Source organism: Arthrobacter sp. Soil761 (assembly GCF_001428325.1).
GTDB lineage: Bacteria > Actinomycetota > Actinomycetes > Actinomycetales > Micrococcaceae > Arthrobacter.
Window position 1 is genome coordinate 88,169 of the sequence record NZ_LMSF01000012.1, and the last position, 21,632, is coordinate 109,800.

The 21,632-nt window shown below is 67.1% G+C and carries 18 protein-coding genes; 9 read left to right on the forward strand and 9 right to left on the reverse strand.

The window, feature by feature from the left end:
- Positions 1-73: 73 nt before the first annotated feature.
- Positions 74-2,146: an acyltransferase family protein gene (locus ASG79_RS08545; protein WP_056390150.1), complete on the reverse strand. Its 2,073-nt coding sequence runs from the start codon at positions 2,144-2,146 to the stop codon at positions 74-76.
- Between the two features lie 273 nt (positions 2,147-2,419).
- Here ASG79_RS08545 and ASG79_RS08550 point away from each other — a divergent pair, with 273 nt between their 5' ends.
- From ASG79_RS08550 to ASG79_RS08565, 4 genes are all read left to right on the forward strand, one after another.
- Entirely contained in the window at positions 2,420-3,004 is a 585-nt protein-coding gene (locus ASG79_RS08550) for a hypothetical protein (protein WP_056390152.1), read from the forward strand.
- 43 nt (positions 3,005-3,047) lie between these two features.
- Positions 3,048-5,183 carry a bifunctional polysaccharide deacetylase/glycosyltransferase family 2 protein gene (locus ASG79_RS08555; RefSeq protein ID WP_235509771.1) on the forward strand — a complete coding sequence of 712 codons (2,136 nt, stop codon included), beginning with the start codon at positions 3,048-3,050 and terminating at the stop codon, positions 5,181-5,183.
- 97 nt (positions 5,184-5,280) lie between these two features.
- A complete protein-coding gene (locus ASG79_RS08560; protein WP_056390159.1) occupies positions 5,281-6,174 on the forward strand; it encodes an SMP-30/gluconolactonase/LRE family protein in 894 nt (297 codons plus the stop codon).
- A 15-nt stretch (positions 6,175-6,189) separates the two neighbouring features.
- Positions 6,190-7,221, forward strand: a complete 1,032-nt coding sequence (locus ASG79_RS08565; protein WP_056390162.1) for an aldo/keto reductase — start codon at positions 6,190-6,192, stop codon at positions 7,219-7,221.
- 32 nt (positions 7,222-7,253) lie between these two features.
- On the opposite strand, the gene ASG79_RS08570 is transcribed toward ASG79_RS08565, so the two are convergent.
- The 5 genes from ASG79_RS08570 to ASG79_RS08590 all read right to left on the reverse strand — a co-directional run bounded on the left by ASG79_RS08570 (position 7,254) and on the right by ASG79_RS08590 (position 13,094).
- Positions 7,254-7,496 (reverse strand): hypothetical protein, encoded by a 243-nt coding sequence (locus tag ASG79_RS08570; protein ID WP_056390165.1) that lies wholly within the window; start codon positions 7,494-7,496, stop codon positions 7,254-7,256.
- Positions 7,497-7,504: 8 nt separating this feature from the next.
- A complete protein-coding gene (locus ASG79_RS08575; protein WP_056390168.1) occupies positions 7,505-8,938 on the reverse strand; it encodes a flotillin family protein in 1,434 nt (477 codons plus the stop codon).
- A 265-nt stretch (positions 8,939-9,203) separates the two neighbouring features.
- Complete coding sequence (locus tag ASG79_RS08580) at positions 9,204-9,503, reverse strand: hypothetical protein (protein WP_235509772.1); 300 nt, start codon at positions 9,501-9,503, stop codon at positions 9,204-9,206.
- A 114-nt stretch (positions 9,504-9,617) separates the two neighbouring features.
- Positions 9,618-10,463 carry an SDR family NAD(P)-dependent oxidoreductase gene (locus ASG79_RS08585; RefSeq protein WP_235509773.1) on the reverse strand — a complete coding sequence of 282 codons (846 nt, stop codon included), beginning with the start codon at positions 10,461-10,463 and terminating at the stop codon, positions 9,618-9,620.
- 27 nt (positions 10,464-10,490) lie between these two features.
- On the reverse strand, positions 10,491-13,094 hold the full coding sequence (locus ASG79_RS08590; protein WP_056390797.1) for an excinuclease ABC subunit UvrA: 2,604 nt from the start codon (positions 13,092-13,094) through the stop codon (positions 10,491-10,493).
- Between the two features lie 184 nt (positions 13,095-13,278).
- On the opposite strand from ASG79_RS08590, the gene ASG79_RS08595 reads away from it, so the two are divergent.
- Positions 13,279-14,103, forward strand: a complete 825-nt coding sequence (locus ASG79_RS08595; RefSeq protein WP_056390178.1) for a DUF1206 domain-containing protein — start codon at positions 13,279-13,281, stop codon at positions 14,101-14,103.
- A gap of 47 nt (positions 14,104-14,150) precedes the next feature.
- Here the strand turns inward: ASG79_RS08595 and ASG79_RS08600 are convergent, their stop codons facing one another.
- Complete coding sequence (locus ASG79_RS08600) at positions 14,151-14,951, reverse strand: MBL fold metallo-hydrolase (RefSeq protein ID WP_056390799.1); 801 nt, start codon at positions 14,949-14,951, stop codon at positions 14,151-14,153.
- Positions 14,952-15,177: 226 nt separating this feature from the next.
- Here ASG79_RS08600 and ASG79_RS08605 point away from each other — a divergent pair, with 226 nt between their 5' ends.
- Positions 15,178-15,918, forward strand: a complete 741-nt coding sequence (locus tag ASG79_RS08605; RefSeq protein ID WP_056390181.1) for an SGNH/GDSL hydrolase family protein — start codon at positions 15,178-15,180, stop codon at positions 15,916-15,918.
- Between the two features lie 36 nt (positions 15,919-15,954).
- On the opposite strand, the gene ASG79_RS08610 is transcribed toward ASG79_RS08605, so the two are convergent.
- A complete protein-coding gene (locus ASG79_RS08610; protein WP_056390800.1) occupies positions 15,955-16,656 on the reverse strand; it encodes an SCO1664 family protein in 702 nt (233 codons plus the stop codon).
- A gap of 82 nt (positions 16,657-16,738) precedes the next feature.
- Positions 16,739-17,371: an MSMEG_4193 family putative phosphomutase gene (locus ASG79_RS08615; RefSeq protein ID WP_056390184.1), complete on the reverse strand. Its 633-nt coding sequence runs from the start codon at positions 17,369-17,371 to the stop codon at positions 16,739-16,741.
- Between the two features lie 159 nt (positions 17,372-17,530).
- On the opposite strand from ASG79_RS08615, the gene ASG79_RS08620 reads away from it, so the two are divergent.
- The 3 genes from ASG79_RS08620 (at position 17,531) to ASG79_RS08630 (ending at position 21,626) form a co-directional block, all read left to right on the forward strand.
- Positions 17,531-18,919, forward strand: coding sequence for a sigma 54-interacting transcriptional regulator (locus ASG79_RS08620; protein WP_018770995.1), 1,389 nt, complete (start codon positions 17,531-17,533; stop codon positions 18,917-18,919).
- A 14-nt stretch (positions 18,920-18,933) separates the two neighbouring features.
- On the forward strand, positions 18,934-20,934 hold the full coding sequence (locus ASG79_RS08625; protein ID WP_056390187.1) for a vWA domain-containing protein: 2,001 nt from the start codon (positions 18,934-18,936) through the stop codon (positions 20,932-20,934).
- Between the two features lie 74 nt (positions 20,935-21,008).
- Entirely contained in the window at positions 21,009-21,626 is a 618-nt protein-coding gene (locus ASG79_RS08630; RefSeq protein ID WP_377204693.1) for a dihydrofolate reductase family protein, read from the forward strand.
- Positions 21,627-21,632 lie beyond the last annotated feature (6 nt).

The following is a 21,632-nucleotide window of genomic DNA, read 5'->3' on the forward strand; positions in this document are numbered from 1 at the left end:
TGGCCGCTATTGAAGTCTGGCTGTCAGCGGGCCCCGCCGCCGTCTGTGGGATTGCCGGAACCGCAACAGACACCTACCCCAGGCGTAAGGCGACGGCGAGGTCCGGTCCCAGTGACTTCGCGAAGGTATTGGTCATGTGGTTGTCCCGATAGACCAAGACGTTCCCGATGACAGCCGGGCAAAGGCCGTCCCGGCAAAAGAGCCTGGAGAGGTCAACAATTTCAATGCCTCCAACCCGGCGGGCCGCCCCAACAAGCGCGTCATCCCCGCCCGCAAGGGCCTCCGAGGCAGGCGTGGCGCAAGCGCCGTGGTCGGCATACTTTTGAATGCATTCCACCGGGTTGCCCTGTGGATACGGCAGGTCCGCGACGACCGCGACCCGCAGTCCCGCAGCACGCAGCCGGGAAAGGGTCTGAACATAACCCTCGACAAGCGGGGCATCCGGCGCCCAGGACCACCCAAGAGCCTTTTTATAACCGGACTCGCGCATCCCGGCAACCAGGACGAGGTCCGGTTTTCCTGCCGCGATTCTTTCGGCTGTTATGGAATTTTGGTTCGAACAGTTGGCGTAGAGGGTGGTCTCGGACCGCGGCGGAGTCAAGGCAAACGGGCAGCCGTTCCGCACCAGGGCGTGGATTCTCAGCGGGATCTTCCGGGATACGGCAATGAGGGGGTCAACAAACTGGCCGGCGTGTGAATCCCCGACAACCACAACAACAGGCGCATCCTGCTGTGCCACCGAACCGAACCAGCAATCAGTGTCAGGCACCACGGCGGGGTCGTAAACGCCGCAGGCCCCGGCGCTGGTGGCAGGTACATCCTGCATGGCGACCGAGGGATCAGGGCGGATGGGGAGGCCGGCAGGTACCGGCGCGGGGCGGGTGGACCAAGCCTGGGCGCCGGGGTAATCGTGGTCCGACAGTTCGGTCGACAGTTGTGCGCGCTTAATCTCAATTACCTGCCACGGCGCCCACGCTGCAACGGACACCACCATCGCGCCGCACAGCGCCATCGCGTAAGTCCGGCGGTAAACGCTCCAGCCAGCATGCCCTGAGCGGTGCCGGAAGCGCTGTTCCACCAGGTGGTAGGAGGCTACGGCGAGGACAAGACTGAGCAGGGCGAGGAGCAGCGCTTCCCTGATGCGTGGCGTGCGGCCCAACAGCGCGACAGCGAAAACGATGACGGGCCAGTGCCACAGATACAGGGAATACGACACGTCTCCGACGAGCGTCATGGGCCGGATGGCAAGGAACCTGGAAGCGGACCACGGAACGGCTGCTGCTGGAGGGCCAGTGCGCAAGAGGATGGCGGTCCCGAGTACTGGGATGGCGGCGATGCTGCCGGGGAAGGCAATGTCAGTACTGAAGAGAAAAGCGGGGACGACGATGGCAGAGACGCCCAGCCACCCGCTGACCGCTGCAAGCCGGCCGGACGGTTTCGGCAGTGCCGGCAGGAGAGCGGCGAGCCCGCCGACGGCGAGTTCCCAGATCCTCGTCGTCGTGGCAAAGTACGCGAGGGTGTGTTCATGGTCGCTCAGGTAGATGCTGTAGACGAACGACGCCAGGGCAGTCACGGACACCGCCGGAACGATGAAGCGGCCGGGCGGCTTGCCTGTGGCGAGCGCCGCGGAGATCAGGCCAAGGAAGAAGAACGGGATGACGAGGTAGAACTGCTCCTCGACGGCAAGGGACCAGAAGTGCTGAAGGGGAGACACTTCCTGCGTTGCGCCGGCGTATGAGACTGCGGACAGGGCCTGATGCCAGTTTTGTACCTGGAGCAGCGAGAACAGGACATCGGAGGAGATGTTCTGCCAGCGGCTTTGGGCAAGCAGCAGCATTGCCCCGGCCAGGACTGCAACCAAAACAACGGCCGACGCCGGAAAGAGGCGGCGGATGCGCCGTGCGTAGAACTCGGGAACGGAGATTGACGCGTTCTTTGACGCTTCCCTGGCAAGGGAGCCGATGATGAGGAAGCCCGAGACGACGAAGAACACGTCGACTCCTACGAACCCGCCCGGGAGGGCTTCAGGCCGAAGATGGTAGATGACGACGATCCCAACGGCCAGTGCGCGGAGGCCCTGGATGTCCCGTCTGGCCCCGGAGCCGTTGGTGCCGTGCGCCCGGACCTTAGCCGCGGCATGCCTCATTGCTTCCCCTTGTATTCTGCTGTCAACCTCCGCCCTTTAGCGGGTATCGAGGCGAGTGGGACTCGCCGAGAGGGGATTCTATCCGACACCAATGCCATGGTTGTGGCACTCGAACGCCGTTTTCGTTTTGACCGGCCAAAGTGGTGCCCGCCTTTGCCGGCGCCTGGGTGGAATGGTGACGGCCCGCCCCTGGATTTCCACCCCGCCGTTGGCCAGGGGCCGGGGGCCCGGGTTTTGTGGTAGCCAATCCGGGTCCCCTAAGGTTGATGCTCGATGAAAGCCCCTGAGAAGACTTCTGATCAGCTGCCCGCAGGTTCCCCGCGCGGACCCGTTTTTGTTGATGCCTCAGGACGGCGCCTCCGGCGGGTCCAGCTGATTGGCCTGGGGGTTCTCGGGCTGGTGGCCGGATACGTCGTCCTGGTGCTTGCCGCGTTCATTGGCGGCTCCGGGGTCTCCGCGCCCTTCCTGCCCCTGCCCGCCGCGGCAGGCCCCCACGACCAGCCGTCAATTCCGCCGTCTTCACCAGCGGCTGATTCCCACACTGCCGCAGCCTTGTCCGGCCCCGCCGCTCCGCCCGTTGAGCAGTCCCCGGCGGCAGTGCCGGTGGCCCTGGCCGCCGCACCGGCCGCACCGGCCGCACCCCCGGTGGGCGGTACCGCCGTCGCGACTTCCGCCCCTGTTGCTGCTCCGGTTCCTGCTGCGCCCACTCAACCCGGACTGAGCGGGACGGCTCCCGGTGCCGCTGGAACCGCCCCGGGCTCCAGCGGGACGGCCCCGGGTACCAGCGGTGTTGCGCCGGGGTCCAGCGGTGTTGCGCCGGGCCAGGCAACGCGGCCGTCGGCCCCTTCCCGCCAGTAACATGACCCTCCGGAACAAGGGCACCAGAAACGCAAAGAGCAATGTGCCCGCGAATGTCAGGGCCCATTGGTTCGTCCTCCTGGCCACCTTGATGGCGCTGGGGCTGGCTTTGGCGGTGCAGGGATACCTGCACCACTCGGGCGGTGCCGGCGTGGACCAGGTGCCCGTGAACCAGGCCGCCGGGAATGTCCCGGATGCCGTTTCCCACGGTGGCCCGGTGCTGGATTCCCGTGGCGGGACCGTAACGTCCGTCAGGCCGCCGGACCGGACGGTCGCCCTGACGTTCGACGACGGCCCTGACGCCCTGTGGACGCCCCGCATCCTCGACGTCCTCCGGGAACACCATGTCCATGCGACCTTCTTCGTCGTGGGCTCCGCAGCGGTGGACAACCCGGATCTTTTGCGCCGCATCGTGGCCGAAGGCCATGAAGTGGGGGTCCACACGCTGACGCACACGGACCTCGGCCCAGCTCCCGACTGGCGCCGGGAACTTGAGGTGCAGGGCGGACAGGACGCGATTGTGGGCGTCACCGGCCGGGCCGCGTCTCTGCTGCGGCCGCCCTACACCGCCGGCAACGGGGCCATTACGGACAGCATGTGGTCCGCGCTGCGGGGGCTGGCGGATGAGGGATACCTCACCGTGCTGAGCAGCATGGACAGCAAGGACTGGCAAACGCCGGGCGCCGGAGCGATCGAGGACAATCTCACGCCGTCCGGGCCGCAGGGGCAGGTGGTTCTCATGCATGACGGCGGCGGCGACAGGGAACAGACCGTCGCCGCGCTGGACTCCGCCCTCTCCCGATTCTCGGAGCAGGGGTACCGCGTCACCACGGTCGGGGATGCGGTGGGCATTGACAGCATGCGCCCCGCATCCAGCGTGGAACAGGTTCGCGGCTCTGCGTTCGTGTGGGGCATCCGCCTCAGCGACTTCGTCGTCACGGCCATCTCGTGGGGACTCGTTGCCGCCGGCGCCGTGACTTTCGTGCGCGCCGTCCTGGTGATGTTCTTCGCTGCCCGCCACAGCCGCGCAGCGCGGCGCCTCCCCACGCCTGGTCGGGGCAGGCGCCGCGTCGACGTGATGGTGGGGCCGGCGGTCATCGAACCGGTGACGGTGATTGTCCCCGCCTACAACGAGTCCGCCGGAATTGAAGCCGCGGTCCGGTCCATCCTTGCCTCCACGCATCCGGTGGAAGTCATCGTGGTGGACGACGGCTCCACCGACGGGACCGCCGACATCGTGGAGGCTCTCGGCCTGCCCGGCGTGACCGTCATCCGCAAGGAGAACGGCGGCAAACCGTCCGCCCTGAACGCCGGAATCCAGGCCGCGGGCCACGACCTTGTTGTCATGGTGGACGGTGACACCGTTTTCGAACCGGATACAGTCCGCGCCCTCATCCAGCCCTTCGCGGACCCCCGCGTGGGGGCGATCTCCGGCAACACCAAGGTGGCCAACCGGGGAGGCATCCTGGGTGCGTGGCAGCACATCGAGTATGTTGTCGGGTTCAACCTCGACCGCAGGCTGTTCGACGTCGCCGAATGCATGCCCACCGTTCCCGGGGCAATTGGGGCCTTCCGGATCGAAGCCCTCCGCAACGTCGGCGGTGTCAGCGATGACACGCTCGCTGAGGACACCGACCTGACCATGGCACTGTGCCGGGACGGCTGGCGCGTGGTGTACCAGGAGGATGCCAGGGCCTGGACGGAGGCGCCCGCAACCCTCGGCGCCCTGTGGCGCCAGCGGTACCGCTGGTGCTACGGCACCCTGCAGGCTATGTGGAAGCACCGGGGGGCTGTGCTGCAAAAAGGCGCGGCCGGGAAGCTCGGCCGGCGCGGGCTCGGCTACCTGTTTGTCCTCCAGGTACTGCTTCCCCTCTTCGCGCCCGTCGTTGATGTCTTTGCCCTGTACGGCCTGATCTTCCTTGACCCCCTGCGGATCGGGGTGCTGTGGCTCCTGTTCCTGGCGGTTCAATTCCTTATGGCTGCTTACGCGTTCCGGCTCGACAGGGAACGGCTCGGCCCGCTCTGGACGCTTCCCCTGCAGCAGTTCGTCTACCGGCAGCTCATGTACCTGGTGGTCATCCAGGCCGTCGTCACAGCAGTGGCCGGAGTGCACCTTCGGTGGCACCGGATGGAAAGGTACGGCAGCCTGCGCGTCCCGCAGACCCAACGCCAGGGCTAGGGTAAGTTCGGGCCTGTGGGATCCGTGGCCCCGGGCCGGGACGCCGTCCCCTTGCCGGCAAGCCGGCGGCAGGTACCTGGAACGCAAAGGAGCTCCATTGGCTGACGAACTAACCACGGGCCGGCTCGAGTGCCTTTTCACGGGTTCGGTCTGGGCAGAGGGCCCCGTGTGGGTGCCGTCCTCGAAAACCGTGCGGTGGAGCGACATCCCGAACAACCGCATCCTCGAGTTCAATCCCGCCACCGGGGCCACCCGGGACTACGCGGTGGGCGTCGAGTTCACCAACGGCCGCACCCTCGACGCCGACGGCAGCGTGGTCCAGTGCAGCCACGGGCAGCGCCGGGTGGAGCGCGACCGCGAAGGCATAGTGACCGGCCTGGTGGATTCCTTCGAGGGTCACCGGCTGAACTCACCCAATGACGTGGTCATCGCCCGCGATGGAAGCATCTGGTTCACGGACCCGCCCTATGGAATTCTGCCGGGGACAAGGGAAGGCCACGAGGGTGAGCAGGAATATGGTGGCTGCAATGTCTTCCGCTTCGAGCCGGGTTCCGAATCGATGACGGCCGAAATCACCGACCTGGTGCACCCCAACGGGCTTGCCTTCTCGCCCGACGAGTCCGTTCTCTATGTCGCGGATACAGCCGGTTCCCGCTATGGCGTTCCGCTGCGGATCGCAACGTACAACGTCCATGAGGGACGCTGCAGCGCCAGGACGGGGACGCTCGAGCTTGAGGACGGCCACCCGGCCGACGGCCTCAGGGTGGACGTCGAAGGCAGGATCTGGACCTCCGCCGGCCCGTCCATAAGGGTCTACTCACCGTCCTTCGAACTCCTGGACACCCTCCCAGTGCCCGAGACGGTCTCGAACCTGTGCTTTGGCGGTTCCGACGGCCAGGACCTCTACATCACGGCAACCACAAGCCTGTACCGGATCCGTACCACCACCAGGGACGCGGCTGCCCGCCACTTTCCGCCCCATAACCACTGAATACGAGGAGAAGCCATGCAGCATCGAACCCTTGGCCACAGCGGCGCCGTGGTCACCAGTTACGCGCTGGGAACCATGACCTTCGGCGCGGAGGCGACGGAGGAGACATCCCATGCCATCCTTGACAGCTATTTCGACGCGGGCGGCAACTTCATCGACACCGCGGACGTCTACAGTGCGGGAGTGTCGGAAGAAGTCATCGGCCGCTGGCTGGCCAAGCGCCCCGACGTGAGGGACAGGGCGGTGATCGCCACGAAGGGGCGCTTTCCCATGGGGACGGCACCAAACGACGTCGGAACCTCACGGCGGCGCCTGACCCGCGCCCTTGATGATTCCCTCCGCCGGTTGGGCGTGGAGCAGATCGACCTGTACCAGATGCATGCTTGGGACCCGATCACCCCGCTGGAGGAAACCCTCCGCTTCCTGGACGACGCTGTGAGCCGCGGCAAAATCGCCTACTACGGTTTCTCGAACTTCCTTGGCTGGCAACTGACCAAGGCTGTGCACGTTGCACGCAACCAGGGATGGAACCCGCCCGTCAGCCTGCAACCCCAGTACAGCCTGCTGGTCCGCGACATCGAATTCGAGATCGTTCCGGCAGCCCTCGACGCAGGAATCGGCCTGCTGCCGTGGTCGCCCCTGGGCGGAGGCTGGCTCTCGGGCAAGTACAAGCGCGACCAGCAGCCTACCGGTGCAACCCGCCTGGGGGAAAACCCCAAACGCGGCATGGAGGCGTGGCAGGCGCGCAACGAGAACCCGCGCACGTGGGCTGTCATCGACACCGTCCAGGACATCGCCGACGCCAACGGCGTGAGCCCGTCCCAGGTGGCCCTGGCCTGGCTGGCGGACCGTCCGGCTGTTACCTCGGTGATTCTGGGGGCGCGGACCACGGAACAGCTCGCTGACAACCTCGCCGCCGCCGAACTGCAGCTCAGTGCCGATGAAGTGGACCGGCTTACCCAGGCCAGCCAGCCAGAGGCCGGCGTTTATCCCTACGGACCCATGGCTGAGGAACAGCGCAGCCGGAAAATGGAGGGCGGGCGGTAGCTACACCGCGAACGAGGGCACGGTGAAAGGACCTACTCCGCGTGCTTCAGCACGTCCGGCAGCTCGTCCACATACACCGTTTGCGGCGGCTCGTAGTAGATCACCAGCACCTCGCTGCCCACCGGGAAGTCGCTGGTTTTGTCGAACGGGTGGGCGTGGAACGCCATGATGCCGCCGAGGTAGGGCAGCATGACTTCCCCGATGGTGCCCGGGCCGATGCGCCCGGTCACCCGGCCGATCTTCCCCGTCAGGCTCCGGTCAACGTCCTTGCGCATGGGCGGGCCTATGCACCGGGAGCCTTCGGCGGACGCTTGGTGTCTTCGCCCTTCCGGAGCGCTGATGCGAGGGCAGGCAGGTAGTCGCCCGCCTGTGCCAGGATGCCGCCCAGCATCTTGTTGACGCCTTCGCCGCCGTTGAGGACGGTCATGTTGCCCACGTGGGAGAAAGGCTCGGCTGCAGCGGCGATGATGGCGGGCATGTTTTCGGCAAGCTGTTGGGAGATGACCGCGTCCTGGTTGGTGCCCAGCGCTTCGGCCCGGGCCTTGATGCCGTCCGCTTCGGCCAGTGCCTTGGCCTTGATGGCGGACGCCGCGGCGTCGCCTTTGGCCCTGGTGGCGGCGGCTTCAGCCTCGCCGGTGACCTTGGTTGCTCCTGCTGCGGCGGCGGCTGCGGTGGCATTCGCCTGGGCCTGGAGTTCAGTGCGCCGCGCGTTCGCCTGCGCCTCGAGCTCGGTGCGGCGTGCCAGCGCCTCCGCAGCGCTGATATCCGCCGCCTTCTGGCCTTCAGCATCGGTGCGTTTGGCGTAGGCCTTCGCATCAGCGGGTTTGCGGATACTCGTCTGCAGCTTCTGCTCCTCACGGTCCGCCTCAAGCTTGGCGACTTCGGTTTCCTGGACCACCACCTGCTGCCGGGCCGTGGCCTCGGCGAGCGGGCCGGCCTGGGCTGCGTTGGCCCTGGCGCGTTCCGCGTTGGCCTGCGCCACGGACTGCCGGATCGCCGAAACGCTCTGCGCGTCCGCGATCAGGGCCGCAGCTTCCGCTTCCTTCTCTGCCGCCTCCCGGTTGCGGGTGGCCTCGGCAATCCGGGCCTCCATCTTCACCTGGGCAATATGCGGCTTGGCGATGTTCTGGATGTAGCCGGTAGGGTCCTGCAGGTCCTTGATCTGCAGGGAATCCACCACCAGGCCCAGCTTCTCCATCTCCACTCCGCTGGCGCTGCGGACCTGGGACCCAAGCTTGTCCCGTTCGCGGATAATCTCCTCCACGGTCATGCTGCCGATAATGGAGCGGAGGTGGCCCTCAAAGACGTTGTAGACCTGGCTTTCCATTTTGGGTTGCTGGCCCAGGAAGCGGCGGGCCGCATTTGCAATGAATGGCGGTGCGTCACCTATTTTGTAAATGACCACGCCCTCCACAATGACCTGGATGCCCTGCGACGTCACGCAGGAAACCTTGAGTTCGGTTTCATTCAATGTCAGCGAGAGCGTCCGTACCGTCTGGAGGCCGGGAAGGACCAGGGCGCCTTTGCCGGTGACAATCTTGAAGTCCATTCCTGCCCTGGTCTCCAGGGTTCCCCGGGTGAGTCCGGAGATGATCAGGGCCTCGTTGGGTTCAGCCACCTTCCACATCAGCTTTGTCGCCACCCAAATGAAGACAATGGCAACAAGTACGCCCAAAACAGTGGCAATTAGCGGGAAGAACGGTGCAAAGTCCGGCATGGCCAGGTCCTTTCAATGCCGCGAAAAACGCTTCACGGTAAAACCCCAATGAATGCAGCCGTCCATTTACCCGAACCATTGGAATCTGCGCCTGGCCAGCTGTTGTAGCCAGTCTGATTGGGCCCCGGTCAAGAGTCCAGAGCCGGGCGGATATTTGCCTGCAGCAACGAAGATGGGCGTACGACGGCGGCACCTGGCAGATGCCGGAGGGGTCCGGTCAGGCGTCCGGCAGGAAAGGGCCGGCCGTGGGTGCCGCAGTGACGGGTCAGCGGCCGTTCGGGTGTCCGGAACCCGTTCCCAGCAGTGCTCCGACTTCCGCCGAACGGTGGGCCTCAAAGACGAGGTCTGCGTTGGCGCGTGTGCTGGAAAGGTAAGGAATTGCGAGGCTGGCTCCGCACCCCCGGCACCGGATTTCGTCGGTCCATACCCAGTTGTAGGCTGCGTGACGTTCCAGGACGCCCTGCATGGCGGCGGCTATGGCTGTGGTGATGGCATTCGCTGCCGCGGTGACCAGCGCTGCATCCCCGGTGTTGTGGATGGACCCAACCTCAGTGTCGATGCTCATGGTGCCTCTTCCCGCGATCCCGATGGTGCTGTCGAGCATAGTGTGTTCCGCGTCACAAGCCGGCATTGGTAAGGTCTCGGTTCCCTAACGGCGCGCCGGGGGGGAGCAGTCCGGTCACGGCTCCAGGTCTGAGTCCACCACGGTGACCTCCAGGGGCATCCTGTTTGTCCGGCGCAGGCGGCCGGCGAGGACGTTGTGCAGCCCGTGGGTCACCAGCCGCCTCGTGGTCAGGAACCGGTATTCCGCTTTGTCGGACGTCACCAGCTTCACGATTGGCTGAGCGGCCTGGTCGGCACTCTGCCCCCACAGGCCCACCACCACCTGCAGTGCACCGAGACGCTGTTCGTACCCGGCCTGGGACGCGACCTTTCCCAGGAGGGCCGTCTCCACCAGGCCGGGATTCATGCCGTGCACCCGGACCCCCGTACCTTTGGTTTCCAGCCGAAGCGTCTCCGTAAACTGGCGGACCCACCGCTTGCTTGATGCATAGGCGTTCTGCAGCGCCACGGGACCGCGGTCACCTTGGCCGTAGAGGTTCACAAGGTCACCATGGCCCTGCTCCAGGAACACCGGCAGGGCAGCCCTGGCACCGTGGAAAGTGCCCAGGATGTTGGTCCGCACCACCCGTGTGAAGTCAGCCACGGGCGTCGATGCCGTCGGTCCGTAGACCCCTGGCGTGCCGGCGTTGTTGACCCAGATGTCCAGCGTCCCACGGCTGAGGGCCATGTCGCGGAGTGCGTCAACGTCCGCCGGGTCGCCGGTGTCGCAGCGTCTTCCGTCCGCCGCGATGCCTTCCAGGCGCAGACGCCCGACGGCGGCAGCAACGCCGTCGTCCGTTCTGGATGCCAGCACCACCGCCGCGCCATGCAGGCCCAGCACCCGGGCCATGGCAAACCCCAGCCCGCGGCTGGAGCCGGTCACCACCGCCACCCTGCCTTGGAGCACAGTGTGAGGGGGCATGGCCGGCCGGGAACGCATTCCTCCGTCCTACGCCTCTGCGCGGTCCGGGGCAAGGGCGTTGCCCGCTACCGTTCCGTCCCCGGCCTTCCGGTCCCGGAGGGCGGCTGCCAGGTAGGGCGCTGTGCGGCTGTTGGCTGAACGTGCGACGGCGGCGGGGTGGCCGGCGGCGACGAGCTTCCCGCCGGCGTCGCCTCCGGACGGTCCCAGGTCCATCACCCAGTCCGCGGCCGCGACCACATCCATGGCGTGTTCCACCACGATCACGGTGTTGCCGGCGTCCACCAGGCGGTTGAGCTGCGCCATCAGGAGTTCGACATCGGCCGGATGCAGTCCCGTGGTGGGCTCGTCCAGCAGGTACAGCGTGTGGCCGCGGCGGGCGCGCTGCAGCTCGGTGGCCAGCTTGATGCGCTGCGCCTCACCCCCGGACAGCTCGGTGGCGGGCTGGCCCAGGCGAAGGTAGCCCAGGCCTACTTCCTGGAGTGTCTGCAGGGACCGCGCGGCGGCGGGAACCCCGACCAGGAAACCGGCGGCGGCATTGACCGTCATTCCCAGCACGTCCGCAATGGTCCTGCCCTGGTAGGTGACCTCCAGGGTTTCGGGGTTGTAGCGCGAGCCGCTGCATTCGGGGCACGGACCGTAGCTGCCGGGCAGGAAGAGCAGTTCCACGGCCACGAAGCCCTCGCCCTGGCACGTTTCGCACCGTCCGCCGGCCACGTTGAAGGAAAACCGCCCGGGACCGAAGCCCCTGCTCCTGGCCGCGCCCGTTGCGGCGAACTCCTTGCGGACGGCATCGAAGAGCCCTGTATAGGTGGCCAGGTTGGAACGGGGGGTGCGGCCGATCGGCTTCTGGTCCACCTTCACCGTGCGGTCGATCCGCTCCAGCCCGGACGCGTGCCCCACACTGCCGGCACCGTCTTCGTCACGGTCCATACCTGGCTCCTCAGTCGGCTCGAGGCTGTCGTCGCTGGCCTGCCGGGACGTGCCGGCAACGTCCGCCAGGACCTTGCTGACCAGGGTGGACTTTCCCGAGCCGGAGACGCCGGTGACGGCTGTCAGGACACCAAGCGGAAAGGCCACGTCCAGGTTCCGCAGGTTGTGCCGGTTGATGCCGCGCAGATCGAGCCACCCGGAGGGTTCCCGCGGCGCACCCATGCCGGCGCCGCCGCCGTCGTCCGTCAACCCTGCTGAACCGTTTGGGAACAGGAACGGCCGGGTCACGGACCCTGCCACGGCGTTAAGGCCCTCAACGGGCCCGCTGTAGAGCACCTGCCCGCCGTCTTCGCCCGCCCGGGGACCCACATCCACCAGCCAGTCGGCTCGCCGGACCACATCCATGTTGTGCTCCACCACGAACACGGAGTTTCCGGATGATTTCAACCGGTCCAGCACCGCCAGGAGTGGTTCGGCGTCGGCGGGGTGCAGGCCGGCCGACGGCTCGTCCAGCACATAGATCACACCGAACAGCCCGGACCGGAGCTGGGTGGCAATCCGGAGCCGCTGCATCTCGCCCGGCGAGAGCGTTGGCGTGGCCCGGCCCAGCGCCAGGTAGCCCAGGCCAAGATCCAGCAGCACGCTGACGCGCTGCAGCAGGTCCCGGGTGATGGCCACAGCGACTTCGTTGGATTCGGATGACTGCTTCCGCGAGGCCGTGCCTGCCGCGGCCAGCAGGGTGGTGGGGCGGATGATCTCCGCCAGCTCGGTCATGGGCACGGCATTGAGCCCGGCGATGGTGTGCCCGGCGAAGGTCACTGCAAGGGCCTCGGACCGAAGCCCCGTTCCGCCGCACCGCGGGCACGGTCCGGTTTCCATGAAGCGCAGCACCTTTTCACGCATGGCCGGGCTCTTGGAATCGAGCAGCGTGTGCATTACGTAGCTCCGGGCGCTCCAGAACCGGCCTTTGTACGGCTTGGCCACGCGGTCCCGCTGCGGTGTCACTTCCACCACGGGCTGTTCCTCGGTGAACAGGATCCAGTCGCGGTCCTTTTTCGGCAGCTTCCGCCAAGGTGTATCGACGTCGTAGCCCAGGTGGACCAGGACGTCCCGCAGGTTCTTGCCCTGCCATGCACCGGGCCAGGCGGCGATGGCCCCGTCGCGGATGCTCAGGGACGCATCCGGAACCAGCGATGCCTCAGTGACGGTGTGGGCGGTGCCAAGGCCATGGCATTCCGGGCACGCGCCTGCCGCGGTGTTGGGGGAGAAGGCGTCCGAGTCCAGCGGGGGAGCGCCCGCCGGATAGCTGCCCGCCCGGGAGAAGAGCATGCGGAGGGAATTGGAGAGCGTGGTGACGGTCCCTACTGTGGAGCGGGACGTGGCGGTGCCCCGGCGCTGTTGGAGGGCGACGGCGGGCGGCAGCCCCGTGATTTGCTCCACCTTGGGGTTGTGGCCCTGCTGGATGAGCCGGCGGGCATAGGGCGCGACGGATTCGAAAAACCGGCGCTGCGCCTCGGCATAGATCGTGCCAAAGGCCAGTGACGATTTGCCGGAGCCCGATACACCCGTGAACGCCACAATGGCATCCCGGGGCACATCCACGTTGACGTTGCGCAGGTTGTTCTCACGTGCACCCCGCACCCGGACGAAGCCGTCTTCGGCCTGGTCAGCCGCAAAATCCGGGAGGTCCAACTCGGTCAGTTGCTCAGCGTTCTGTTTGGCATGCACCGCTTCGACTGTAGTGGCCAACCGTGCCTGGCCGGAACTTGAGGGGACCTGTCGGGACAGCGCGGACGGATTTACACTAAAGCATTCCGTGACGCAGGCAGGCGGGGGACGCCGACCGGGGACAGAAGACCAACTACATATTGAGGAAGGGCCCGCCATGGGCAACGCGTCGCAGGGAGCGAACAAGGCAGTATCCGAGGCCGCGTCGGCGAGCCGCAGCCCCGCGGTCCGTATTCTGGCCCGTGCCGGATTTGTCTTCATCGGTTTGGTCCACATCCTGATCGGAGCCATCGCCTTGCAGGTGGACCGGGGCCAGGGTGGTGAAGCCGACCAGTCCGGGGCGATCGGATCCCTGGCTTCCAAGCCCGGCGGCGGCATCCTGCTGTGGGTCGGGGCGGTGGCCTGCGCTGCGCTTGCCCTGTGGATGCTCAGTGAGGCGTTTATTGGGGCGCGCTCCGAGACAGACTCCAAGAAGAAGCTGAAGGCTGCCGCCAGCGCCGGGGGAAAGGCCGTGGTCTTCGGTTTCCTGGCCTTCACCTTCGCCGTCTTCGCCTCCGGGGGCAGCAAGAACTCCAGCCAGTCGGCCAGTGACTTCACGGCAAAGCTCATGGGAGCGCCCGCAGGCGTGGTTCTTGTGATCGCGGTGGGGCTGGCAATCATCGGCGCCGGCGTCTATTACGCCTACCGGGGCATTACCCGGAAGTTCATGAAGGACCTGCGGGACCCGGGCAACGCCCGGACTGCCGTCAAGTGGCTCGGAACAGTCGGTTACGCAGCCAAAGGCGTGGTGCTCGCCGTCGTTGGCGTGCTGATCATCGTGGCGGCCGCAACTGCCGACCCTTCCAAGTCCTCCGGCCTGGACGGCGGGCTGAAGACTCTGGGCTCGCAGCCTTATGGGGTGTTCCTGCTGGGCGCCATCGCCGCAGGGCTCATCTGTTATGGGGTGTACTCCATGGCCCGGGCACGGTACGGAAAGTTCTAGCTTGTGCCCCTGGGCCCCTTCCGGGACCGGGATGCCTGGATGCGGCCTTACTTACGGCGCCTGCCCGGACTTGCCGAGCCGGCCTGGCTGACCAGGCCGGCTACCGCTTCGTCCAGCTGGATGCGCAGGGCCGGCCCGTGGCCGGGCAGGACAACCGGGGCGTCAACGCCGGCCAGGGTCCGCACGGAGGCCAGCGCCGCGGCCCGGTCTGAGTGATACATCGAGTGCAGCATCTGCGGACCGGACGTCCGGCTGATCGGGTGGCCGCTGACAAACGAATCTCCAACGGCGATGGCACCCGCAGCCGGAAGAAGGATTGCTGCATTGCCGGGCGTATGCCCGGGCACGGAGATGGCAACAGGGCTGCCCGGCAGGGCTTTGAGTGTGGCGTCGTCCCAGGCCTCCGCCTGCGTCGCGGGCCCGGCCGCCAGCGCGCCGGCCCTGATGGCGTGCACCATCCAGCGGAACACACGCGGCCGCCACGCTCGCCTGAGGACCTGGCCCAGGGTGACTTGGTGCTTCTCCTTCCCCTGCACATGCGCCAACTCCGCGGGAGCGCACAGGACAGGGGTCCCGAAGGACTCGGAAAAGAATGCCGCGGAGCCGGTATGGTCCACGTGGCCGTGCGTGACCAGCAGGGCAAGGGCGTCCGCAGGTTCCAGGCCCAGGTGGCGCAGCGACGCGATGACGTGGCGGCGGTCATCGGGATATCCGCTGTCAATGAGGATGAATCCCGTGCCGTCCCGCACCACTATCCAGTTGGACGCCGGCCCTTCAGCGAAATACACGCCGGGTGCCTGCTCGGAAAGGCTGGTTGCGGGGTCCCACCCCGCGGTTTGCTGCTGCACGGGTAAAAGAGTAGCCGCAGGCAGCCGCATATGGCGGATGCGGCCCAAGCCCACGGATACCTAATGCCCCTAAAGTTCCTGTGCAGTCGCTGTGCATCCTTTGATCCTGGTCACCTTGGCCCTACAGTATTCCCACCATTGCCTACGATGGGATACGGACAGGGGACGGATTGGCGGCGCGCAGCCGCCTCCGGCCCGCGACGATTTGCTGGCAGGAGGTGGACCGATGCACCACAGCGTGCTGCTTCAGGGACATCCTGTGTACCGGCATCCCGGCCGCGTGATAGCGGCGGGAGCAGTTGGCCTGGTCCTGGCCATAACCTCAGGGAGTACGGCCCCCACCCAGCCCCCGGCCGCCGCGGCGCCGGTCCGCGTAGTGGTAGTGGGGGACTCGCTGAGCACCGGTCACGGCACTTCGCCGCAGCAGGCGTGGCCGGCATTGATGCGCAAGGACCCGCTGGGCGCCGGCCTGGAGGTTGTCAACGCCGCCGAGAATGGCAGCGGCTACCTCAGCACAGGTGATCTTGACGGAACTTTCGGCACCGAGGTCGAAGACTTCGTGACACCGGACACCGGCATCGTGGTCTTTTTCGGTTCAGAGAATGACCTTGGCTTTGCGCCCGCAGACGTTGGCGGCGCCGCCTTGGCCGCGATGGACCGTGCGGAAGCCCTTGCCCCGGAAGCGAAGATCATCGTGGTGGGGCCGCCGTCGTACTCTGCAACCCCGGACCCCGCCCTCGTGGACATCAGCGACCAGCTAAGGGCCGCTGCCCGGCAGGCAGGCGGGGAGTTCGTGGACCCCATCGCCGAGGGCTGGATCAGCGACGATTTTGACGACCTCATCGGCCCGGACGGCGACCACCCCACGGTGCTGGGACAGCATTACCTGCTGGAGCACATCGGCGCCTACCTGGAGCAGGCGGCCCCGGCGGCGGCCGCAGCGCAAGGCCGTCCGGAGGCCCAGTGAGCGCCGGCCGGACCGGAATTTCCCGGCGCAGCTGACTCAGATCAAGGGCCACGGGTAGCGCATGCCCGTATGGTCAACGGGAAGTACCTTGTCCTGAAGCACGCGCTGGACGCGCCGCCGGAGGGCTGCCACTTCGGCGTGGTCGAGGAGCCCGGCCACATCGGCAGGCACCGTGGTGGCCAGGGGACTGATGTCCTCAAGCAGGTCGTCCGGAATGGGGTCGCCGGCGAAGTCCCAGATCACGGTGCGCAGCTTGAACGCGGCAGAGAAACACAGGCCGTGGTCGATTCCCCAGATGTGGCCGTCAGTGCTGCGCAGTACGTGCCCACTCTTCCGGTCCGTATTGTTTGCCACGTAGTCGAACAGGGCGATCCGGGCCAACGCGGCGTGGGTCCCGGGCGAGTCGGCGTAGAGGGTGAAGTAGTGCTCCTCAAGGTCCGCTTCGACGAACCACTGCAGGGAGCCCACCCCAAGCGGCGCGTCCGATCGGACAACTGTTGGCGGAACGATGCCCCACCCCAGTGCTTCGCTGAGCAGATAGGCTGCGCGTTCCCGGCGGTACAGGCCGGCGTCGAAATCCGCGAGCGGCCGTTCCCCGGCTTCGGGCTTGTAGACCGCCCAGGCGGACTCATCCGCGCAGGAAACCTCCACCAGGAAGGTGGCGTTGCTGCCGCTCATGATGCGGCCCAGCAGTTCCACGCGGCCCTCGTTAAGGAGGGTCAGTTCCCGGCCGGACACCGCATGCCCCGTGCGGCCGGACACCGCATGCCCCGTGCGGCCGCGTCCCGCGGCCATCCATCCGATGACACTCCGCACGGCATCACGACGACCTCAGCCCGCTCAGGGGTTCCGACGTCGAATTCACCGTGAGCACGGCCGGCGCCCGGCCGTCCACGTAGGAAATCGCGGAGACCGACGCCGGGCTGATCATGATCCGCTGGAAAAGGTCCAGATGGGTGCCCAAGGCGTGGGCCACGGCCGCCTTGATGGGGTCCGCGTGGGAGAAGCACACCACCACGCCGCCCCGGTGGGCTGCGCGAAGGTTCTCCAGGGTGCCGACCATCCGGGCCTGCATCCCGGAAAAGCCCTCTCCGTTGGGGAACCGGAAGGCCGACGGATTGTGCTGGACGGTCTGCCACTCCGGCAGGCCCGCAAGGCCGGCGAGCGCGGCGCCGGTCCAGTCACCGAAGTCGCACTCCAGAAGTCCGGGTTCTTCCGTCACCGCCATGCTTGTCCGTGCCGCCGCAGGTTCCGCGGTTTCCTTTGCACGCTCCAGGGGCGAGGAGTAGATGGCCTGGACGGGCAGGCCGGAAAGGCGTTCGGCAACAGCGTCCGCCTGGGCACGGCCGCGCTCGGAAAGGTGCAGTCCCGGGGCCCTGCCGGGCAGGACAGTACCCGTGGTGGGTGTTTCGCCGTGCCGCACCAGGAGGATCAACGTACTCTCAGCAGTCATCAGCAACCAGCCTAACGCCCCGCTGCCTGCCTGCGCCCCGCCGGCACGGGCCGGGACGCCGGCTGGCTCCCTTGGCCGGCCACGCGGCATCGTCACGCTGCTTCGAGGAATCTGGAGGAAACTCTCGATTAGCCGCAGGGCGGGGACTACCGTAGAGGGGTGACTGATCGCCCCGATATCTTTACCGTTGGTGAACTGCGTGCGGCAGGCCATGTCCACAAGGACCTGCGCCACGAGATCCGCGACAATCTCCTCGCATCCCTGGCTGCGGGGCGCGACCCCTGGCCGGGTTTGTACGGCTTCGGCCGGACCGTGATTCCGCAGCTGGAGCGGGCCCTGATTGCGGGGCATGACATTGTCCTGCTGGGTGAACGGGGGCAGGGCAAGACCCGCCTGCTCCGTACCCTGGCCGGGTTGCTGGACGAGTGGTCGCCGGTGATCGAGGATTCGGAGCTGAACGAACACCCCTTTGAACCGATTACCGAACAGTCCCGCGCCCGGGCCCTGACCGAAGGGGACCGGCTCCGGATCGCCTGGCGTCACCGGTCCGAGCGCTACGTGGAAAAGCTCGCGACGCCGGATACCTCGGTGGCCGACCTGGTTGGCGACGTGGACCCGATGCGCGTCGCCGAAGGCCGCCGCCTGGGAGACCCCGAGACCATCCACTACGGGCTCATTCCCCGCTCGAACCGCGGCATCATCGCCATTAACGAACTGCCGGACCTGGCCGAGCGCATCCAGGTGGCGATGCTCAACGTCATGGAGGAACGCGACATCCAGATCCGCGGCTACGTCCTGCGGCTGCCGCTGGACGTGCTGGTGGTCGCGTCCGCCAACCCGGAGGATTACACCAACCGGGGCCGGATCATCACCCCTTTGAAGGACCGCTTCGGCGCCGAGATCCGGACCCATTACCCAATTGAACTGGAGGACGAGGTCTCGGTCATCCGGCAGGAGGGCCGGCTGGTGGCGGACGTTCCTCCGTTCATCCTGGAGATCCTGGCCCGCTATACCCGGGCGCTGCGGCAGTCTCCGGCCATCAACCAAACATCCGGCGTCTCCGCCCGGTTCGCCATCGCGGGGGCAGAGACGGTGGCCGCGGCCGCGCTGCGGAGGTCAAGCCTGCGGGGCGAGGACCAGGCCGTGGCCCGGATCATTGACCTGGAGCCCGCCGTGGAAGTCCTGACCGGCAAGCTTGAGTTCGAATCGGGCGAGGAAGGACGCGAACAGGGCGTCCTGGACCACCTCCTGCGCACGGCCACCGCCGAAGCTGTCAGGGCGCACTTCCAGGGCCTGGACATGGGTCCGCTCGTGGCTGCCCTGGACGGCCACCGGACCGTCACCACCGGGGAGCAGGTCACGGCGAAGGAGTTCCTCGGCAACCTCCCGGCCCTGAACGGATCAGGCCTGTATGACGAAATCGGCCGGCGCCTGGGTGCGACGAATGACGGGCAGCGGGCAGCCGCCGTCGAACTGGCGCTCGAAGGCCTGTACCTCGGACGGCGGATCTCCAAGGAATCCGACGACGAGGAAACCATTTACGGCTAGGCACGGGAGGCACCATGGCCATCCACAAGCGGTCCGCAAGGTACGGCCGGTACACCGGCGGTCCGGACCCGCTCGCCCCGCCGGTTGACCTGGCGGAGGCGCTGGAAGCCGTCGCCCAGGACGTGATGGAAGGCTACTCGCCCCGCCATGCCCTGCAGGAGTTCCTGCGGCGCGGCGGCCGGAACCGCGACGGACTGGACGATCTCGCCCGGCGCGTCCAGCAGCGGCGCCGTGATCTGCTCAGCCGCCACCGGCTGGACGGCACCCTGGATGAAGTGAAGAAACTCCTGGACACCGCCACCCTGGAGGAGCGCAAGCAGCTGGCACGGGACGCCATGATGGACAACACCGAACGCGCCTTCCGCGAGATGCAGCTGCAGAACCTGCCGCCCTCCACAGCGGCGGCCGTCAACGAGCTTGCGTCCTACGACTGGCAGTCAAGCGCGGCCAGGGAAGCGTACGACCGGATCAAGGACCTGCTGGGCCGGGAGGTCCTGGAACAGCGGTTCGCCGGCATGAAGCAGGCGCTGGAAAGCGCCACCGATGAGGACCGCGAGGCAGTCAACGAAATGCTCCGGGACCTCAATGAGCTGCTGGGCAAACACCGGCGGGGCGAGGACACGGAAGCCGATTTCCAGGAGTTCATGGCCAGGCACGGCCAGTTCTTTCCGGACAATCCGCAATCGGTCGAGGAACTGGTGGATGCCCTGGCGCAGCGGGCCGCCGCAGCCCAGCGGCTCCTGCAGTCCATGTCCCCGGAACAGCGTGAGGAGCTGATGCGGTTGTCGGCGCAGGCCTTCGGCTCTCCTGAGCTGATGGCCCAGCTCAGCGAGCTCGACGCCACCCTGCAGGCGCTGCGTCCCGGGGAGGACTGGACGGGATCGGAACGCTTCGAAGGACAGGAAGGCCTGGGGCTGGGGGACGGGACAGGTGTCCTGCAGGACATCGCCGAGCTTGACGAACTGTCTGAGCAACTGTCCCAGTCCTACAACGGCTCCCGGCTTGATGACCTGGACCTTGATGCCCTTGCCCGCCAGCTGGGCGAGAACGCAGCCGTGAGTGCGCGCACGCTTGCCGAGATCGAGCGCGCCATGCAGGACGGCGGCTACCTGCGGCGCGGTGCCGACGGCGACCTGCGGCTGTCACCGCAGGCAATGCGCAGGCTGGGGAAATCACTGCTGCGGGACACCGCCAGGCAGCTCTCCGGGCGCCAGGGGAACCGTGACACCAGGGTGGCCGGGGCCGCCGGGGAACAAACGGGTTCCAGCCGCCAATGGGAGTTCGGGGACGCCGAGCCCTGGGACGTTACCCGCACCATGACCAACGCCATCCGGCGCACCATGGCCGACGGCGGCGATCCGGCCCGCGGACTGCGGCTCGCCGTCGGCGACATCGAAGTGAGCGAGACCGAGGCCCGTACCCAGGCCGCCGTTGTCCTGCTGGTGGACGTTTCCTTCTCCATGGCTGCCGAGGGGCGGTGGGTTCCCATGAAGCGGACCGCGCTGGCACTGCACCACCTGGTCTCCACCCGGTTCCGCGGCGACAGGCTGCAGCTGATCACGTTCGGCCGCTACGCGCAGTCAATGGACATCGGGGAACTCACGGCCCTGCCGGCCCTCCGCGAACAGGGCACCAACCTGCACCACGGCCTGCTGCTGGCGGGGCGCTTTTTCCGCCGGCACCCCTCCATGCAGCCCGTGCTGCTGGTGGTCACCGACGGCGAACCGACGGCGCACCTGCTGCCGGACGGGGACTCCTGGTTCAACTGGCCGCCGGACGCCGGGACCATCCGCGCCACCGTTGCCGAACTGGACCGGCTTGGCCGTTCGGGCGTCCAGACCACGTTCTTCCGCCTGGGCAACGACCCCGGCCTGGAGCGCTTCATCCGGCGGATGGCGCAGCGCGTTGACGGCAGGGTCGTGGCGCCGGAGGTGGGGGACCTGGGTGCCGCGGTGGTGGGGGAGTACCTCCGGGCGCACGTCCGCAGCGCCTACGCCGACGGCGACTGGTTCTGACCGGTTCTGCGGTCCGGGCTGGTCCGTGAGTCCGGGTCACTGGTCCCTTGCCGGGCTTCGCGGGCGGGAATACCATGGCCGCCATGAGCCAGTTGATGGTGGACATGATCATCACCTTGGACGGCTTCGCCTCGGGCGAGGGATGGCCTGGCTGGTGGGGCCTGGAAGGTCCTGAATATCTGGCCTGGCTGCAGCAGGAGGCCGGAGGGGACCGTACCTACCTGATGGGGGCCAACACCTACCGCCTCATGTCGGGGATGTCGGAAGATGCTGCCGCCGGGGGCACGGGATATTCGCAGGACGAAAGCACCTCCCTGACGGGTCTTGCCGCCGTTCCCAAAGTGGTGTTCTCCTCCAGCCTGGCCGCACCCCTCCGCTGGCCGAACTCCGAACTGGTGGCCGGGGACGCGGTCGAGGCCGTCCGGCAGATGAAGCGGACCCACGACGAACTCTTGAGCACCCTCGGCAGCCTCAGCCTCTGCCGTTCCCTGGTGGCAGCGGGTCTAGTGGACCGGTTCCGGCTGGTCGTCTTCCCCCTGATCACCGGGCGTACCGGACGTGAACGCATCTATGACGGCTATCCGGACGTCGCCCTGGAGATGGTGGACAGCAGGATTTTCGACGGACGCCTGCAGCTGCTCGAGTACATCCCCCGCGTCATCGACCGCCCGCCGCTCACCGGCGAACCGTAACACCCT

Excerpts from the sequence above, each read along its gene's own strand:
- ASG79_RS08585 (WP_235509773.1), bottom strand. The coding sequence starts at position 10,463 with ATGCCCCCTCACACTGTGCTCCAAGGCAGGGTGGCGGTGGTGACCGGC.
- ASG79_RS08565 (WP_056390162.1), top strand. The coding sequence starts at position 6,190 with ATGCAGCATCGAACCCTTGGCCACAGCGGCGCCGTGGTCACCAGTTAC.
- ASG79_RS08545 (WP_056390150.1), bottom strand. The coding sequence starts at position 2,146 with ATGAGGCATGCCGCGGCTAAGGTCCGGGCGCACGGCACCAACGGCTCC.
- ASG79_RS08605 (WP_056390181.1), top strand. The coding sequence starts at position 15,178 with ATGCACCACAGCGTGCTGCTTCAGGGACATCCTGTGTACCGGCATCCC.
- ASG79_RS08580 (WP_235509772.1), bottom strand. The coding sequence starts at position 9,503 with ATGAGCATCGACACTGAGGTTGGGTCCATCCACAACACCGGGGATGCA.
- ASG79_RS08630 (WP_377204693.1), top strand. The coding sequence starts at position 21,009 with ATGGCCGCCATGAGCCAGTTGATGGTGGACATGATCATCACCTTGGAC.
- ASG79_RS08595 (WP_056390178.1), top strand. The coding sequence starts at position 13,279 with ATGGGCAACGCGTCGCAGGGAGCGAACAAGGCAGTATCCGAGGCCGCG.
- ASG79_RS08615 (WP_056390184.1), bottom strand. The coding sequence starts at position 17,371 with ATGACTGCTGAGAGTACGTTGATCCTCCTGGTGCGGCACGGCGAAACA.
- ASG79_RS08575 (WP_056390168.1), bottom strand. The coding sequence starts at position 8,938 with ATGCCGGACTTTGCACCGTTCTTCCCGCTAATTGCCACTGTTTTGGGC.
- ASG79_RS08550 (WP_056390152.1), top strand. The coding sequence starts at position 2,420 with ATGAAAGCCCCTGAGAAGACTTCTGATCAGCTGCCCGCAGGTTCCCCG.
- ASG79_RS08625 (WP_056390187.1), top strand. The coding sequence starts at position 18,934 with ATGGCCATCCACAAGCGGTCCGCAAGGTACGGCCGGTACACCGGCGGT.
- ASG79_RS08570 (WP_056390165.1), bottom strand. The coding sequence starts at position 7,496 with ATGCGCAAGGACGTTGACCGGAGCCTGACGGGGAAGATCGGCCGGGTG.